Here is a 17348-nt window from a genome sequence, read left to right as displayed (position 1 = left end):
AGTGTCAGGATGATTGGACAGATTGCGATGTCATCTGCTTTGCGGGGGAGCCAGAACAATTCCAGGAAAAGTGTGAAACGGTTTTCCGTCCGGAATTGCGTCAAAAAAGATAGAGCGGTTCGGCGTTTCCGTGAAACGGTAAATCGTTCTAGGCCGGACGGCGGGCGGCCTCGGGCTGCTTGCGCGCCGCAAGAAACTCCTTGACCCGCCGGCCCGGCGCCGGCCCGCGCACCGGCTTCAAGCCGTCGTCGAGCTCGCCGGACAGATCGATCGTCGGCCGCTTGCCGACGGCGTCGTAATTTTCTTCCAGCCAATCACTGGCTGCGGTGCGGCCGAGGTCACGCAGATAGGCAAGGAACGCCCATTCGGCATTGACCTTGGACGATGCCGACAGATCCTTGAACGCTTCGTCGGCATCGATGCGGTGCATGCGGATGTCGCGATATTCGCCGTGCGGCAATCGGCCGGCGGCGATCAGTTCCTTGACGAAGGCGATCGAGCGGAATTCGCGCAACAGCCCGGCATTGAAGGTGATCTCGTCGATGCGGTTCTGGATCTCATTGGCGCTCTTCGGCGTCCCTTCGCGGACCACCGGATTGATCTGCACCAAAAGCACGTCCTCAGTGGCCGCCGTCTTGAAGAACGGGAACAGTGCCGGGTTGCCGCCATAGCCGCCATCCCAATAGGGCACGCCCTTGATCTCGACGGCGCGGAACAATTGCGGCAGGCAGGCCGACGCCATTACCGTGTCGAGGTCGATCTCGCCGTCCGAGAAGACACGCAACTGGCCGGTCTCGACATTGGTCGCGGAAATGAACAGTTCCATCGACTTGCAGGCGCGCACATTGTCGAAATCGATCTCACGTTCGACCACATCGCGCAGCGGATTGATGGCGAGCGGATTGGCGACATAGGGCGAAAATACCCGCGACATCGTATCGAACAGGAAATAGCCGGGCGTGTTCTCGATCGACCAATTGCCCCAGGCGACGTCCCACGGCATGCGCTGCACTGGGCTGAAGCGGCCCTTTGCCGCCACCGCACGCCAGAAATCATCAAGTTTCCGCCGTGCGCCCTCGACGCCGCCGCGAACGAAGCCGTCGGCCAGCGCGACGGCATTCATGGCGCCGGCGCTGGTGCCCGAAACCGCCGTTATATCGAGGCGCCCGTCCTCGAGCAGCCGATCGAGCACGCCCCAGGAAAACGCCCCGTGCGAACCCCCGCCTTGCAGCGCGATGTTGATCTTCTTTGGCTCCTCCGCCTTGCCGTTTTTCGGCATGGCGCGACCCTTGACCGCTGGACGGCTCACTGAGCGGTCCAGCCGCCATCGACAGAGATGTGCGTGCCGTTGATCTGCGCTGCCGCATCCGAGCACAGGAACACTGCCGCCGCCGCAACCTGCTCGACGGTGACGAACTCCTTGGTCGGCTGCTTTTCGAGCATGACCTCGCGGACCACAGTCTCGCGGTCCATCTTGTTGGCCTTCATCTGGTCGGGGATCTGCGCCTCGACCAGCGGCGTCAGCACATAGCCGGGACAAATGGCATTGCAGGTGATCTTGTCGCGCGCCAGTTCCAGGGCGACCGTCTTGGTCAGGCCCATAATGCCGTGCTTGGCCGAGACATAGGCCGACTTGAACGGCGAGGCCACCAGCCCATGGGCCGAGGCGACGTTGACGATCCGGCCGCCACCGGCCTGTTTCATCAACGGGATGGCGGCGGCGATGGTGTGGAAGGCCGATGACAGGTTGATGGCGATGATCGCATCCCACTTCTCGATCGGGAAGCTTTCCACCGGCGCGACATGCTGGATGCCGGCATTGTTGACCAGGATGTCGACCGAGCCGAATGTCTCGGCTGCCTTCATGACCAGAGCCCGGCACTCGGCCGGCTTCGACATGTCAGCCTTGACATAGGCGGTCTGGACCTTGTGGTGTTTCGCAATTGCGTCGGCGATGGCGTGGTCGTCGGCGGTGTCGGAAAAGGAATTGACGACGATGTTGCAGCCTTCGGCCGCGAGCGCGTGGGCAATGGCCAGGCCGATGCCCGAGGTGGAACCGGTGACGATGGCGGTTTTTCTGGCGGTCAAGGCGGCTTATTCCTTTCGAGGCGGGCTCCCGCGGAACCATGCTGCACTGCAGCATATAGGCTCTCTGCCACCCAAGAACAGCGGATGTGTCGAGCAATGACATGAAATTTTTGTCATGAGGACCTCTCTCACCTTGACGAGAGAGTGTCTGGCACCGGCTGTAGCGGGGCCGGTTTCCGCAAAGCATGCGGGGGAAAATCCTTAGGCGACGAGGTCCGGCACCGGCCCGATATAGCGCGACTGCGGCCGGATCAGCCGTCCGCTCGTCTGCTGCTCGCGGGCGTGGGCGATCCAGCCGGCGACGCGCCCGGCAGCAAAGACATTGGTGAACGCCTCTTTCGGAAAGCCCGCGGCCTCCAGCAGAAGTGCTGTGAAGAACTCGACATTGGTCTGGAGCGAGCGCGACGGCTTGGCGATGCGAAGCACTTCAAGCGCCGCTTGCTCCACGCTTTCGGCAAACGCCAGCCGGTGGCCGGCTTCGCCCTCGGCGCCGAGTTGCCGCACCACCGCTTTCAGCACGTCGGCACGCGGATCGCGCACACGGTAGATGCGATGCCCGAAGCCCATGATGCGGCGGCCGCGCGCGATCTCGTCGCGCAGCCAGATGGCGGCGTCGCCATGCGCCTCTATCGCATCCAGCATCTCGATCACCGGACCTGGCGCGCCGCCATGCAGCGGCCCCTTGAGCGCTCCGAGTCCGGCCAGCACCGCCGAAGTAAGCCCCGCCTGCGTCGAGGCGACCACGCGCGTGGCGAAGGTCGATGCGTTGAGGCCATGGTCGCAAACCGTCACAAGATAGGTATCGAGCGCTTTCGCCAACTTCGGCGAGGCCGCCATGCCGGTCAGCATCCGCAGCATGTCGGCGGCATGATCGGCCTTGCGATCAGGCGCAATTGGGCTTTCGCCGCGCTGCAAGCGCAGCAAGGCCGGCGTCAGCACGGCAGGTGCCGCAACCAGCCTGAGCGCGTCCGGCAATTTGTCGCCGTCCGGCAGTAGGGCAATGCCGGCGCGCATCGCGCTGTAGATATCGAGGGATGCGAGAAACGGCAGCAAGGGTTCGATCCGCTCGAACACTTCACTGCGCGCCCGGCCGATCGCTTTCGCCAGCTCCTTTTCGCCGGGAAGATCGTCGAAAGAGCCGTCGAACAGCAGCCGAACCACGTCGGCGTATTTCCAGCGGCCTGCCAGTTCCGGCAACGAATGGCCCCGGATGGTCAGGCGGCCGCCAAGACCGTCGACATCGGAGAGCACCGTTTCTGCCACCACCACATCATCGAGCCCATTCGCCATTGGTTTTCTCCTTGACCCTTTCCGGGTCGTAGATAAGGGTTGGCGGCTGGACCATCAATCTTGATCAACCGAATCAACGTGCCAGGTTTACATGACTGAGTGGCTGACGCGGGACGAAGCCCTGGAGCGCCTCAAGGTGCGCGCCCAGACGCTCTATGCCTATGTCAGCCGCGGACGCATCGGCATGCGGCCGGATCGGGCCGACCCACGCCGCAGCCAGTATCGCGCCGACGACATCGCGGCGCTGGCGAGCCGCCGGGCGCGCGGCCGAAATCCCCAGGCAATCGCCGAAAGTGCAATTGCCTGGGGTGAGCCGGCGATCGCCACCACGATCTCGACCGTTTTGCACGGCCGCCTCGTCTATCGTGGCCAGGATGCGGTTGCACTCTGCGAGACTGCCACGCTGGAGCAGACGGCAAACCTGCTTTGGGCATCTGACGCACCAGTGTCGTTCGTGTCGGCGAGCCGCCATGGCAACGGCGCAACTGGCCGGCCGGCTGCCTTCGCGGAATTGGCCGCGTTGGCGGCCAAGGGCCGGCCTTCGCTCGGCCGCAGGGCGGCTTCGCTCAACCACGATGCGGCCGGCGCCATCGCCGCTCTGGCCCAGGCGCTCGGCGCGGTTCGCGGAATCGGTGCCGTGCACGAACGACTGGCGCAGGGCTGGTCCCTCGATGCAGCCGGCGCAGACTTGATCCGCCGCTCGCTGGTGTTGTTGGCCGATCACGAACTGAACGCATCGACCTTCGCCGCGCGGGTCGCCGCGTCCACCGGTGCACCTGTTTCGGCCTGCCTGCTTGCTGGCCTCGCCACGCTCTCCGGTCCGCGCCATGGCGGCGCCGCGGAGGCGGTCATGATGCTGGCGGAGGATGCGCAGAGATTGGGGCCGGATGCGGCTGTCGGACGCTGGCTCGGTCACGACAGGCCACTGCCCGGATTTGGCCATCCGCTTTATCCCGACGGCGATCCGCGTGCGGAACCGTTGCTGGCCGCGATCGATGTCGATGATGGGCTGTTACGGCTTTGCGATGCGGCCTTTGCGGCAACGGGCATGCGCCCGAACGTCGATTTCGCCTTGGCCGCGCTGACGCGCAGCCTCCGTTTGCCGTCCGATGCGCCGTTTCGCTTGTTTGCGCTCGGCCGCAGCATCGGCTGGGCCGCGCATGCCGTGGAGCAGGTGACAAGCAGCGGCCTGATCAGACCACGCGCCCGCTACCAGGGACCGCTGCCGGAGTTCCATTAGCTGGCGACGCAATCGCGGGCCCTTTTTTTGGGTGCTGGCGGATTAAGCTTTAGATGGAATGGTCATCCGGCTCATGAAAAGTCGGAGAGCCCGCTGCGCGGCCAGGGCTGGCGGCTCGGACGGATGCCATTCCCGGAAATGACCATCGATCGCCATGCGTGCCAATCCATAAACGAGTGCACGCGCGGCAAGCACAAGATGATCCAAGTCGGTGCCGGGAGCAAGCCGACCCTGTTGTTGCGCTTGCGTCAGCAAGTCGATCATCGTCCGCCGAATAGCCTCATTCTGATCACGAAGGCTGTCCGACCCTTCAAAATCAATCAGGGTTCGGGAACTGATGATCTGGAAATGCGTGGGGTTGCTAATTGCCCATTCCAGATAGCCTTGTCCGATTGCTTCGAAGGCCTCAATGGGATCTGCGCTGTCGATTTTCGACCGCGCCTTGGCAACGGCCTTTGTCAGCCGATCCATGGCCTGTTCGGCGACCGCGGTGAGCAGCGCTGTTTTCGATCGAAAATGCCGGAATGGCGCGCCGGGCGAAACGCCGGCACGTTTTGCGGCCTCGCGTACGGACACATGCTCGGCTCCCCGCTCCTCGATGATCTCCACGGTTGCCGTGATCAAGGCCTCGACGAGATTGCCGTGATGGTATCGCTTGGCATCTCCGGCTTCGTCGGAATCAGTTGTCTTGGTCATCTCAGTCAAATAGCACGAGAGCGGAATGTAATCACTGATTATTTCCCTTGTGTTCGAGCGCTGCGTATGTAATCAATGTTTACATCGCAACGGAGGTTACCATGTTTCGCATCACCGCAACGACTGCCCTCGCTTTCTCCTTATTGTCGCTCGTATCTGCCGAGGCCGAGGATCGGCCCACCCTGGAAGTCGTCTGGCCGACGGCAGGTTCAGTTGTCGAACTGGGCAATTCTCCTGAGAAGGCGATAGGCGTTGTCGTCAGGAGCAACTTCAGGCTGCTCACTGCGGGTGAGTGCGGGGAAATCAAGCAATGCGGCCACGTGCATATGAAGATCGATCCCAACGGAGACACCTGCAACATCCCCGGCAAGCCGTACAACAGCATGAACAGCGACTTTGGCGGTGATCTTATCAAGGCCCGTTTCGGCCATTGCCCGGATGCCGCCGGCAGACACGTGATCGGCGTGCTTCTTGCCGATGATCATCACCGGCCCATTCTAGTAGACGGCAAACCTGTTACCGCTCTGGTGACGGTGACCACGAAATAGGGCATGCCACGAAATAGAGCGTGCCACAAAATAGAGCGTGGATGACATCTTCACCTTCGAGGCGAAGATGTTTTCTGACACAGGCCTGCTGAGGGAAATTTTGGGCCGGCGCTTCGCCGGCCGGCAGTCACGACATCGTGTCGAGCTTGCGCTGCATCGCGGCGATCTGCTCCTTCAGCTCCTGAAGGTCGTCCGGTTTTTCCGGTGTTTCTTTCCTGGCCTGTTCGGCCGGTGCTGCTGCCGGCGCAGACCCCGCAGGCGGGAACGGCGTGAACAGCCGCATGGCGTTCTGGAACATTTCCATGTTACGCCGAGTCTGCTCCTCCAGCACCTTGATCGGCGTCGCGATCTTCATCATGTCCATCGGCGACTTGCCGAGGGCATCTTTCATCTGCTCGCGAAAGCGTTCCTGCTCCTTCGAGAAGGCCAGCATCGACTGTTCGAGAAAGCTTGGCACGATCATCTGCATCTGGTCGCCGTAGTAGGCGATGAGCTGACGCAGGAACGGGATCGGCAGCATGTTCTGCCCGTCCTTGTTCTCCAGCTCGAAGATGATCTGGGTCAGCACCGGATGCGTGATGTCGTCGCCGGTCTTGGCGTCCTGGACAGTAAAGTCCTCGCCTTTTTTGACCATTTCTGCGAGATCCTCGAGCGTCACATAGGTGCTGGTGCCCGTATTGTAGAGACGGCGATTGGCATATTTCTTGATAACAATAGGTTCGTCTTTCGCGGCCATCTGCATCCTCCCCGGACACCGGCCAGCTTAAGTAAGCCGCCGGTAACGATTGCGCCTTGTTAAAGGATATGCGCAAAAGCGTCATGAATCCAAGCTGTTTGTGCAGTGCGGGAACATTTTATGCTGCGCAGCACGGATGGGCCGTCATCGCAGCGACGCGCGGCCTGCTTGCCGCGGAGGAACGCCATGCCCATTTCGGGTTTGACTCGGGTTGTGGAAAGGGCAAGAAAAGTCTCCGACGGCACCCGAAATCGCTCCCCGAAAGTCTGGAGAAGAACATGTCCGCTTCCAACGCCATCGTTGTCGCCAGTGCGGCGCGCACGCCTGTCGGCTCCTTCAACGGCGCCTTCGCCAACACGCCAGCTCATGAACTGGGTGCCGTCGCCGTCAGGGAAGCGCTTGCCCGCGCCGGCGTCGACGGCAAGGAGGTGGACGAGGTCATTCTCGGCCAGATCCTGACCGCGGCTCAAGGGCAGAACCCGGCGCGGCAGGCGGCCATGGCCGCCGGCGTGCCGCAGGAGGCGACCTCCTGGGGCCTGAACCAGCTCTGCGGCTCCGGCCTGCGCGCCATCGCGCTCGGCATGCAGCAGATCGCCCAGGGCGATGCAAAAATCATCGTTGCCGGCGGCCAGGAATCGATGTCGATGGCTCCGCATGCGCAGCATCTGCGCGGTGGCGTCAAGATGGGCGATTTCAAGCTGATCGACACCATGATCAAGGACGGCCTGACCGATGCCTTCTATGGTTATCATATGGGCAACACGGCGGAGAACGTCGCCCGCCAGTTCCAAATCACCCGCGACGACCAGGACCAGTTCGCACTGGCTTCCCAGAACAAGGCCGAGGCTGCGCAGAAAGGCGGAAAATTCAACGACGAGATCGTTGCCTTCACAGTCAAGGGCAGGAAGGGCGACACGATAGTCGACCAGGACGAGTACATCCGCCATGGCGCGACGATCGACGCCATGACCAAGCTCAAGCCCGCCTTCGACAAAGACGGCACGGTGACAGCAGCCAATGCTTCCGGCATCAATGACGGCGCCGCCGCCGTGGTGCTGATGACCGAAGCGGAAGCCGCAAGGCGCGGCATCACGCCGCTGGTGCGTATCGTTTCCTGGGCGACCGCCGGCGTTGACCCGCAGATCATGGGGACGGGACCGATCCCCTCCTCGCGCAAGGCGCTGGCCAAGGCCGGCTGGTCGGTCGGCGACCTCGATCTGGTCGAAGCCAACGAGGCCTTCGCCGCGCAGGCCTGCGCCGTCAACAAGGACATGGGCTGGGACCCGTCCATCGTCAACGTCAATGGCGGCGCCATCGCCATCGGCCATCCGGTCGGCGCCTCGGGCGCCCGCATCTTCAACACGCTGGTCTACGAAATGCGTCGCAGAAGTGCCAAGAAAGGTCTTGCCACGCTGTGCATCGGCGGCGGCATGGGCGTTGCCATGTGCGTGGAAGCATTGTGATGAGATAAGCGATACGAATAGGATACTGGCGCAAAGCGAGTAGGGAATAGAGGGCAAACCTACCGCTTCAACGCTCAGTCATCTGCATTTCCCGGGAGGACACATGACAAAGGTTGCAATCGTCACAGGCGGGTCGCGCGGCATCGGCGCGGCGATATCGGTCGCCTTGAAAAGCGCCGGCTATTCGGTTGCCGCAAACTACGCCGGCAATGAGGAAGCGGCAGCAAAGTTCAAGGCAGCGACCGGCATCCCGGTCTACAAATGGTCGGTTGCCGACTACGAGGCCTGCGCTGCCGGCATCAAACAGGTAGAGGCCGATCTCGGTCCCGTATCGGTGCTGGTCAACAATGCAGGCATCACGCGCGACGCGATGTTCCACAAGATGACGCGCGAGCAATGGAAAGAGGTCCTCGACACCAACCTTTCCGGCGTCTTCAACATGACGCATCCGTTGTGGGGCGGCATGCGCGACCGCAAATTCGGCCGCGTCATCACCATCTCCTCGATCAATGGCCAGAAAGGGCAGGTCGGCCAGGTCAATTATTCGGCCTCGAAGGCCGGCGATATCGGCTTCACCAAGGCGTTGGCCCAGGAAGGCGCGCGCGCCGGCATCACCGTCAACGTCATCTGCCCCGGCTACATCGCCACCGAGATGGTCAAAGCGATGGACGGGAAGGTGCTCAACGAGCGTGTCCTTCCGCAGATCCCGGTCGGCCGTCTCGGCGAGCCGGAGGAGATCGCGCGCTGCGTCGTCTTCCTCGCTTCCGACGATGCCGGGTTCATCACCGGCTCGACCATATCAGCCAATGGCGGGCAGTACATCGCCTGACCGTTTATCTTTACGTTGAGATAGATACGCGCTTGGACGAACGGGCCTGCAAAACGGCCCGTTTCTATAGCGGTCTTCCCGTTGCAAGATCTCGATTCAGCACGCTGCCCCAATCCGGCACGCAAAGGTTAACGGCCGCTGCGCAGCCTGTGCAAAAACTGCCCGGCAGCCTGTGGATTCTCGGTGGAAAAGCTGTTCACAACACAACATGTTGCGGTGAACAAACCAAGAAACTTTGCCTATCGCTGATTCGTCGCCGATTCGTTCCGGCTTTGAGCGGAACGTTAACGGCGAGAGCCGAAAACACCCTCGAAATGATTAAAGCGCATTAGGAAACATCAATAATTTCATAATGTTGGGCGAAGCAGATTGGCCGGCCACGATCATTCACCGGCAAAGGTTAACGGTGGTGCTCGTTTGAATGCCGCCTGCATGAATCGGGCCAGTTTCTGTGATTCAGCATGTGGTGAGACTCGCCGGCAGAAATCCCAGATGTAGCCGTGAACAAAACCTGAATCAGCGCGAGTCAGTGATTCGTCGCTGATTCGTTCCAGACTCGTTCCAACTGTTAATCGGGAACAGATTTCTGGCTTCGAACCGACCAATCAGCCTGCCCTCGGCACATTCCGCTTTCGCTTCGCGTCCGAAATCCCTATGTGTCGCCTGTCATACGCGGCCAATATGGGCGCGCTCCCGACAATGCGAGGCAGAGAGCCTTATTTCCAGGCCGATGAACATCCATCCGAAACACACTGAACCGCTGATCCTGTCGGGTCGAGACGTGACGGCCGTGCTCGGCCCGACCAATACCGGCAAGACCCATCTCGCCATCGAACGCATGGTGGCGCATGAGAGCGGCGTCATCGGCCTACCGCTCAGGCTGCTTGCCCGCGAGGTCTATACGCGCGTCTGCGAGAAGGTCGGCGCCCATAAGGTTGCGCTCATCACCGGCGAGGAAAAGATCCAGCCGGCGGGCGCGAAATACTCGGTCTGCACGGTGGAAGCGATGCCGCGCGAGACCGACGCCGCCTTCGTTGCCATCGACGAGGTCCAACTCGCTGGCGATCTCGAACGCGGCCACATCTTCACCGATCGCATCCTGCATCTGCGCGGCCGCCAGGAGACGCTGCTGCTGGGTGCGGCCACCATGCACGGCATTCTGCAGCGCCTGCTGCGGGGCGTGTCGGTGGTGACCCGGCCACGGCTGTCGCATCTTGCCTATGCCGGCTCGAAGAAGCTGACCCGCCTGCCGCGGCGCACCGCGATCGTCGCCTTCTCGGCCGACGAGGTCTATGCCATCGCCGAGCTGATCCGCCGCCAGCAGGGCGGTGCCGCCGTCGTGCTCGGCGCGCTCAGCCCGCGCACCCGCAACGCCCAGGTGGCGCTGTTCCAGTCGGGCGATGTCGACTACCTCGTCGCCACCGACGCCATCGGCATGGGCCTCAACCTCGACCTCGACCACGTCGCTTTCGCCCAGAATCGCAAATTCGACGGCTACCAGTACCGCAACCTGACCGCGGCCGAGCTCGGCCAGATTGCCGGCCGTGCCGGCCGGCATCTGCGCGACGGCACCTTCGGCGTCACCGGCCAGGTCGATCCGCTGGATGAGGAATTGGTCAAGAAGATCGAGGCGCATGATTTCGATCCGGTGAAAGTGCTGCAGTGGCGTACCGCGCATTTCGATTTCGCCAACCTCGATGCGCTGAAGCGCTCGATCGAGACCAACGCCCCGGTCGAAGGCCTGACGCGCGCACTGCCGGCCGTGGACGCGCAGGCGCTCGAGCATCTGTCGCGCGACGAGGACATCCGGGCACTCACCACCGACGCCAGGCGGGTGGCGCTGCTGTGGGAAGCCTGCGCGCTGCCCGACTACAGGAAGATCGCGCCGGCCCAGCACGCCGACTTGATCGCCTCCATCTACATGGACCTTGCCAGGCACGGCCATGTCGACGAGAACTACATGGCCGAGCAGGTGCGCCGGGCCGACACCACTGAAGGCGATATCGACACGCTATCGCACAGGATTGCCCAGATCCGCACATGGACCTTCGTTTCCAACCGGCCCGGCTGGCTGGCCGATCGGGCACACTGGCAGGAAAAGACGCGCGAAATCGAAGACAGACTGTCGGATGCGCTGCATGAGCGGTTGACGAAACGTTTTGTAGACCGCAGGACTTCCGTCCTCATGCGGCGCCTTAGAGAAAACACGATGCCTGAAGCCGAAATCAGCCCAACCGGAACCGTCCTCGTCGAAGGCCATCACGTCGGCGAGTTGCAGGGTTTCCGCTTCACCGCCGACCAGAGCGCCGGCGGCGAGGACGCCAAGGCGGTGCGGGCGGCGGCGCAGAAGGCGCTTGCCGCCGAGTTCGAGGCGCGTGCCGAACGCTTCGGCGCCTCGGCCAATGGCGACATCGCGCTGGGTTCGGATGGCACGCTGCGCTGGATCGGCGCGCCGATCGGCACGCTGGTCGCTGGCGAAGACGCTTTGAAGCCGCGTCTCGTTCTGCTCGCCGACGAGCAACTCACCGGCCCGGCCCGCGACAAGGTTGCGGCGCGCGCCGAGCGCTTCGTCAATTTCCAGATCGAATCCCTGCTGAAGCCGCTGGTCGATCTCAAGAATGCCGAGCAGATCACCGGCATCGGCCGCGGCATCGCTTTCCAGCTCGTCGAGCATTTCGGCCTCATCAACCGTCGCGACATCGCCGACGAGATGAAGTCGCTCGACCAGGAGGGCCGCGCGGCGCTTCGCCGTCTCGGCGTGCGCTTCGGCGCCTACCATGTCTTCGTGCCGGCGCTGATCAAGCCGGCGCCGGCCGGGTTGATAACGATGCTGTGGGCGCTGAGAAACGACGGCAAGGACAAGCCCGGCTTCGGCGATGTCGTTCACGCACTGGCCTCCGGCCGCACCTCGGTGGTCATCGATCCAACCTTCGACAAGACCTTCTACAAGCTGGCGGGCTACCGCAATCTTGGCCGGCGTGCTGTACGCGTCGATATTCTCGAACGGCTGGCCGACCTGATCCGGCCGGCGACCAACTGGAAGCCGGGCCTCGGACCTCGCCCCGACGGCGCCTATGACGGTCAGTCCTTCATGGTGACGCCGCCGATGATGTCGATCCTCGGCGCCACCGCCGACGACATGGAAGAAATCCTGAAGGGGCTCGGCTATCGCGCCGATGCCAAGCCGGCGGCCGAGGTCAAGGCGCGGCTCGAAGCACAGGACAATGCCGCGCGTGAAGCGGCCGCTGCAAAGCAGGCGGCGGAAGAGGCAACGCGAGCCGAGCAGGCGAGGATGGCGGAAGCAGCTGCCGCGGCAGAGCCGCCGGCGGAGGTTTCGGCGGAGGCTTCGGAGCCTGTGTCGGATGCGGCTCCTGTTGCGGAGGCGGCCGAAGCCGTGACCGAAGCGGCGGCAGAGCCTGTCGCGGAAGACCAGCCGGAAGCTCCAGCCCCTGAAGCTGCGGCAGAAGTCACGCAAGAGACCCAGCCCGCCGCCGAGGCGACTGCTGAAGCGCCTGCGGAACCAGCGGCTGAGCCAAGGACGGAACTTGGGGCGGAAACTGAGGCTACGGCACCGGCAGAGCCGCCGGTTTCCGACACTATGGAAGCATCGCCGGCCGAACCTGCAGCAACGGCGGAAGCCGTCGCCGGCGAAGCTGCCCCAGAAGCCGAGGAGCCAAAACCTGTGCTGTTGTGGCGGCAGGGTCGTTTCGACCAGCGCCCGCGTCATCGCCAGCATGACAACCGCCCCCGGGACAATCATCGGGACAGTCGCCCGCGCAATGGTCAAGCTGCGCCGGACGGCCGCAGCGATGCGCCGGTAGATGCCGGCGGGCAACCGACGCCGGGCGACCGGCCCGCCCGTCAAGGGCGCCACGATCAGCGCGACGGCGCCGGCAAGCCACGCTTCGACCGCAGCAAGTTCAAGCCCAAGCCGCAAGGCGAGGCGGCAGAGCAGCGCGCCGGCAAGCCGCAAGGCGAACGCCTCGACCGGCGCGAAAACCGGCCCGACTGGAAGGCTGGACGGCAGGACGGCAAAGGCGGCGCCCAAGGCGCAAAGCCCGCCTTCCAGCCAAAGCCGCGTGAGGAACGCCCGGTCCGCTTCGATCCGGACTCGCCCTTCGCCAAGCTCGCCGCGTTGCGCGACCAGCTGAAGAAGTAAGCTGTTCGTCCGATGGTCACTGATGCCCGCCAGCGCATCGACAAGTGGCTGTTCTTCTCGCGCGCGGTAAAATCACGCACGCTGGCAGCCAAGCTGGTCGTCACCGGACGCGTCCGCATCAATCGCGACAAAGCAGCGCAGGCATCCGATACGGTCCGGCCGGGTGACGTTTTGACCATCACGCTCGAGCGGCGGATCTTCGTCTGGAAAGTCCTTGGCACCGGCGCACGGCGCGGCCCGGCCGAAGAAGCCCGCCTGCTTTACGAGGACATGTCGCCGCCCCCCGCGCCCAAGGGCGAGGCGCTTCCGGATGCGGTGCCGCCGTTGCGCGAGGCCGGCAGCGGTCGCCCGACGAAGAAGGAACGCCGCCAGACCGACCACCTGCTCGGCGACGATTGAGCAAGGTCGAACTTCCGCTTTGCCGGGCCTCTGGAATTCCATTCCGGAAACCCCGGCACCGCTGGCAAGGGCTGCCCTTGCCAGCGGCGGACAAAGGCGTTACCTCACCAAAAAAGCCCAACAAAATGGGACGTCCCGGAGCCGACCAATGACCTATGTCGTGACCGACAATTGCATAAAATGCAAATACATGGACTGCATCGAGGTCTGTCCGGTCGACTGTTTCTACGAAGGTGAGAACATGCTCGTCATCCACCCGGACGAGTGCATCGACTGCGGCGTCTGCGAACCGGAATGCCCGGCCGACGCGATCAAGCCCGACACCGAGTCGGGCCTCGACAAATGGCTGCAGATCAACACCGAATATGCCGATAAATGGCCCAACATCACCGCCAAGAAGGAGCCCCCGGCCGACGCCAAATCCTTCGACGGGGAAGCTGGCAAATTCGAGAAATATTTCTCCCCGGAGCCCGGCGAAGGCGATTAACGAGAGCGCTGATTGCGGCAGCCTGACGCGGCGTAACAGACGTGATACATTAACTGCCTTGACAGGCGGCGATGGCGCATGGCCTTCGCGCGTGCAGCAAAACCTTGATTCTTCCGACTTTTTGTGTTATATCAGCCCAACATGCCGGTGACACAACGTCGATTTATGGCGCAAACGCCCCAAATCACTGAAAGGTGAATTTCTCAATCCGGACCAGAGCGATCTGGGGCAGGCGGTCGCAATGTTGCGATTTGCCGGTCCTGGCCTTCCGGTGAGTTCATCGTTGTGTGGCTAAGGACCGGTCACCCCGGTCGCACGAGTTCGGGCCGGCACGATGCCGGTACCACAACAAGGAGTTCAGGGCGTAATGGCAACGATCACCCCGCAGAAGAAGTCCACCGCAGCGCGCCACGGTTTCAAGACCGGCGAGTACATCGTCTATCCGGCGCATGGTGTCGGCCAGATCGTCTCGATCGATGAGCAGGAAGTCGCGGGCCACAAGCTGGAACTGTTCGTCATCGACTTCCAGAAGGACAAGATGCGCCTGAAGGTGCCAGTCGCCAAGGCGACCTCGATCGGCATGCGCAAGCTGTCGGAAGAGGATTATGTCGAGCGCGCGCTGAAGGTCGTGCAGGGCCGGGCCCGCGTCAAGCGCACCATGTGGTCGCGCCGCGCCCAGGAATATGATGCCAAGATCAACTCCGGCGATCTGATCTCGATCTCGGAAGTGGTGCGCGACCTCTATCGCGCTGACAACCAGCCGGAGCAGTCCTATTCCGAGCGCCAGCTCTACGAGGCGGCCCTCGACCGCATGGCCCGCGAGATCGCGGCCGTCAACCGCATGTCGGAGACCGAAGCGGTGCGCCTTATCGAGGTGAACCTCAACAAGGGCCCGAAGCGCGGCGCCAAGGCCGACAACGAGGAAGCCGAGCAGGAAGAGGCCGCCTGAGCCTTTTCGCCTTCGAATTCAGAAAAGCCCGGCCTCGCGCCGGGTTTTTATTTTTGGGATCGGCGAATGCATATCTAACCTTCGACACCGCCCTCCCTTTCCGCCTCCTGCTTCAGCGTGGCGATGAACCGCTTGGTCCGCTGGCGCTCCGGGTTGCTGAACAGCACCGCGGCCGGCCCTTGTTCGACGATGTTGCCGGCATCGAGGAACACCACTTCCCGCGCGATCTTGGAGGCGAGCCTCAGATCATGCGTCGCCATCACCATGGTCGTGCCCTCGCTGGCGAGCCTGCCGAGCACGTCGACCACCTCTTGCGCCAGTTCCGGATCGAGTGCAGAGGTCGGCTCGTCGCAGAGCAGCACTTTCGGCGACGGCGCCAGCGCCCGGGCAATCGCCACGCGCTGCTGCTGGCCGCCTGACAGCGTCGCCGGCCAGGCGTCGGCCTTGTGCGCCATGCCGACCTTTTCGAGCAGAGCCAACGCCCGCTCACGCGCCTGCTCCTTGGGCCATTTCAGCACCGTCACCAGCCCCTCCATGATGTTCTCGATCGCGGTGCGATGCGGAAACAGCTGGAAATTCTGGAACACCATGCCGGTCTGCAGCCGCAGCCGCCGGATATCCCTGGTCGAGACCCTGCCGCCGGGGTGGAATTCGAGTGCATCGTCGCCGATCCGCACCGTGCCTGAAGTCGGCAGTTCGAGCAGGTTGATGCAGCGCAAAAGCGTGCTTTTCCCCCCTCCCGATGGCCCGACAAGCGCGGTGACGCTGCCTTCCTCGATAGTGACGGTCACACCCTTCAGCACCAAATTGTCGCCGAAGCGCTTTTCGATGTTGGTCAGGCCGATCACGAGCGCGCCTCCAGGAAGCCGCCATAGCGGTTGAGCCGCGTTTCCAATCGGGCTTGCAAGGCCGACAGCACGGAGCTCATGACCAGGTAGAGAGCCGCTGCCTCGACATAGAGGATAAGCGGCTCATAGGTGGTGGCGACGATACGCTGCGCCGCCTGGAACATCTCCGGCACGGTAATGGCGGCGGCGAGCGATGTGTCCTTTACCAGCGAGATGAAGGTGTTGGACAGCGGCGGCACGGCGACGCGCCCCGCCTGTGGAAGAATGGTGCGCCGCATTGCCTGGGCCCATGTCATGCCGACCGAATAGGCCGCTTCCCACTGGCCCTTCGGCACCGAACCGATGACGGCGCGGATGATTTCCGACGAATAGGCGCCGATGTTCAAGGTAAAGCCGATCAGTGCTGCCGGAAAAGCGTCGAGCAGGATGCCGACCGATGGCAGGCCGTAGAAGATAAGGAACAGTTGCACGAGAAGCGGCGTGCCGCGGAAGATCCAGACGTAGAACCGGACCACCGCGACCAGCGGTTTGGGACCGAACAGCCGGACAAGCGCCACGACCAGGCCGAGGACAAGACCGAATGCAAACGACAGCAGCGTCAACGGCACGGTGAAGATCAGTGCAGCCCACAGCAGCGTAGGCAGGGATTCCAGCATCAATTGCAGCCAGTGCGGCACGAAGCCTCCTCCTTGCCAGATTGCCGTCGCTCATATCACGCGAAAGCGGCGAGCCGTCAAAGACAGCTCGCCGCGACATGAACGACGCGGGCCGGCATTCGGCCCACGCGAGAAAAGCCGCTTACTTCGAAACGTCCTGGCCGAAATAGGTATCGGCGATTTTCTGGTAGGTGCCGTCGGCCTTGATGTCGGCCAGCGCCTTATTGATGGCGGCCACCAGTTCCGGATCGCCCTTGCGCACGATGACGCCGGAATAGTCGGCGTTTTCTTCCTGCGCGGCAATCTTCACATTGGCGTCGGGCTTGTGCTTCTTGAAGTCGAGGAAGGACAGGCTGTCGTTGATGGTGGCGTCGGCGCGGCCGGTGAGAAGAAGCTGGATCGACTGGTCGAAGCCGTCGGTGCCGACGAGCTCGGCGCCATTGGTTTCAGCCAGCTTGCCGAAATTCGAGGTCAGTGACTGCGCCGCCTTCTTGCCCTTGAGATCGGCGAAACCCTTGATGTCGGTGTTGTCGCCGCGCACGATCAGCACCGCCTTGGAGGCGATGTAAGGATCGGAGAAATCATATTTGGCCTTGCGCGCCTCGGTGATGCCGACCTCGTTGATGACGGCATCGTAGCGGTTGGCGTCGAGACCGGCGATCAGCCCGTCCCATTTGCCTTCGAGGAACTGGGCTTTGACGCCGAGGCGCTCGGCGATGGCCCGGGCGATCTCGACGTCGAAGCCGACCAGCGCGCCGGAAGCATCATGATAGGTGAAGGGCGCATAGGTTCCTTCCGTGCCGACCTTGAAGACGCCGGACTGCTTGATCTGGTCGAGATTGGCGCCGGCATGACCGGCGGCGATTGCCAGAACCTGCAGCGTTCCGGCGATAATGAGCGATTTGAGCCATTTCATTTTTCTGTGATCCCGTCCTTGGCCGATGTCCGGCGTCGTTGCGA

The 17348-nt window shown here is 62.9% G+C and carries 17 protein-coding genes; 9 read left to right on the top strand and 8 right to left on the bottom strand.

All coding sequences use genetic code 11. From position 1 onward, the window contains the following. Window positions 1-148: 148 nt before the first annotated feature. From NKH29_RS04615 to NKH29_RS04605, 3 genes are all read right to left on the bottom strand, one after another. Window positions 149-1279 (bottom strand): patatin-like phospholipase family protein, encoded by a 1131-nt coding sequence (locus NKH29_RS04615; RefSeq protein WP_023721007.1) that lies wholly within the window; start codon window positions 1277-1279, stop codon window positions 149-151. Between the two features lie 26 nt (window positions 1280-1305). Beyond that, window positions 1306-2088 carry a 3-hydroxybutyrate dehydrogenase gene (locus NKH29_RS04610; protein WP_023721008.1) on the bottom strand — a complete coding sequence of 261 codons (783 nt, stop codon included), beginning with the start codon at window positions 2086-2088 and terminating at the stop codon, window positions 1306-1308. Window positions 2089-2289: 201 nt separating this feature from the next. Next, complete coding sequence (locus NKH29_RS04605) at window positions 2290-3378, bottom strand: citrate synthase/methylcitrate synthase (RefSeq protein ID WP_352480894.1); 1089 nt, start codon at window positions 3376-3378, stop codon at window positions 2290-2292. Between the two features lie 91 nt (window positions 3379-3469). Between NKH29_RS04605 and NKH29_RS04600 the strand changes: the two genes are divergently transcribed. Next, window positions 3470-4618 carry a citrate synthase gene (locus tag NKH29_RS04600; protein ID WP_023721010.1) on the top strand — a complete coding sequence of 383 codons (1149 nt, stop codon included), beginning with the start codon at window positions 3470-3472 and terminating at the stop codon, window positions 4616-4618. A 42-nt stretch (window positions 4619-4660) separates the two neighbouring features. Here the strand turns inward: NKH29_RS04600 and NKH29_RS04595 are convergent, their stop codons facing one another. After that, complete coding sequence (locus NKH29_RS04595; RefSeq protein ID WP_352999112.1) at window positions 4661-5314, bottom strand: TetR/AcrR family transcriptional regulator; 654 nt, start codon at window positions 5312-5314, stop codon at window positions 4661-4663. Between the two features lie 101 nt (window positions 5315-5415). Here NKH29_RS04595 and NKH29_RS04590 point away from each other — a divergent pair, with 101 nt between their 5' ends. Further along, on the top strand, window positions 5416-5862 hold the full coding sequence (locus NKH29_RS04590) for a hypothetical protein (RefSeq protein ID WP_023721012.1): 447 nt from the start codon (window positions 5416-5418) through the stop codon (window positions 5860-5862). A gap of 127 nt (window positions 5863-5989) precedes the next feature. Here NKH29_RS04590 and phaR read toward each other — a convergent pair whose 3' ends face one another. After that, a complete protein-coding gene (gene phaR, locus NKH29_RS04585; protein ID WP_023721013.1) occupies window positions 5990-6598 on the bottom strand; it encodes a polyhydroxyalkanoate synthesis repressor PhaR in 609 nt (202 codons plus the stop codon). Between the two features lie 278 nt (window positions 6599-6876). Between phaR and NKH29_RS04580 the strand changes: the two genes are divergently transcribed. The 7 genes from NKH29_RS04580 (at window position 6877) to NKH29_RS04550 (ending at window position 14884) form a co-directional block, all read left to right on the top strand. Next, window positions 6877-8061, top strand: coding sequence for an acetyl-CoA C-acetyltransferase (locus NKH29_RS04580; protein ID WP_352480897.1), 1185 nt, complete (start codon window positions 6877-6879; stop codon window positions 8059-8061). A gap of 103 nt (window positions 8062-8164) precedes the next feature. Beyond that, the gene (gene phbB / locus NKH29_RS04575; RefSeq protein ID WP_352588271.1) at window positions 8165-8890 is read left to right on the top strand and encodes an acetoacetyl-CoA reductase; all 726 of its coding nucleotides are present in this window, start codon (window positions 8165-8167) and stop codon (window positions 8888-8890) included. Window positions 8891-8922: 32 nt separating this feature from the next. Continuing rightward, a complete protein-coding gene (locus NKH29_RS04570) occupies window positions 8923-9222 on the top strand; it encodes a hypothetical protein (RefSeq protein WP_352480898.1) in 300 nt (99 codons plus the stop codon). A gap of 398 nt (window positions 9223-9620) precedes the next feature. Next, a complete protein-coding gene (locus NKH29_RS04565) occupies window positions 9621-13049 on the top strand; it encodes a helicase-related protein (RefSeq protein WP_352961813.1) in 3429 nt (1142 codons plus the stop codon). Between the two features lie 12 nt (window positions 13050-13061). After that, window positions 13062-13448, top strand: coding sequence for an RNA-binding S4 domain-containing protein (locus NKH29_RS04560; protein ID WP_023721017.1), 387 nt, complete (start codon window positions 13062-13064; stop codon window positions 13446-13448). Between the two features lie 148 nt (window positions 13449-13596). Then, entirely contained in the window at window positions 13597-13935 is a 339-nt protein-coding gene (gene fdxA, locus NKH29_RS04555) for a ferredoxin FdxA (protein WP_023721018.1), read from the top strand. A 367-nt stretch (window positions 13936-14302) separates the two neighbouring features. After that, the gene (locus NKH29_RS04550; protein WP_006327799.1) at window positions 14303-14884 is read left to right on the top strand and encodes a CarD family transcriptional regulator; all 582 of its coding nucleotides are present in this window, start codon (window positions 14303-14305) and stop codon (window positions 14882-14884) included. Window positions 14885-14958: 74 nt separating this feature from the next. Here the strand turns inward: NKH29_RS04550 and NKH29_RS04545 are convergent, their stop codons facing one another. The 3 genes from NKH29_RS04545 to NKH29_RS04535 form a co-directional block, all read right to left on the bottom strand. Further along, complete coding sequence (locus tag NKH29_RS04545; protein ID WP_352999111.1) at window positions 14959-15732, bottom strand: amino acid ABC transporter ATP-binding protein; 774 nt, start codon at window positions 15730-15732, stop codon at window positions 14959-14961. Continuing rightward, complete coding sequence (locus NKH29_RS04540) at window positions 15729-16409, bottom strand: ABC transporter permease subunit (protein ID WP_352999110.1); 681 nt, start codon at window positions 16407-16409, stop codon at window positions 15729-15731. The genes NKH29_RS04545 and NKH29_RS04540 overlap by 4 nt, the downstream gene beginning before the upstream one ends. Before the next feature lie 121 nt (window positions 16410-16530). Next, on the bottom strand, window positions 16531-17304 hold the full coding sequence (locus tag NKH29_RS04535) for an amino acid ABC transporter substrate-binding protein (protein ID WP_023721021.1): 774 nt from the start codon (window positions 17302-17304) through the stop codon (window positions 16531-16533). Window positions 17305-17348 lie beyond the last annotated feature (44 nt).

It is taken from the genome of Mesorhizobium sp. M1295 (assembly GCF_040318135.1).
Lineage (GTDB): Bacteria > Pseudomonadota > Alphaproteobacteria > Rhizobiales > Rhizobiaceae > Mesorhizobium.
This window is presented reverse-complemented; position numbering and strand designations above follow the sequence as displayed.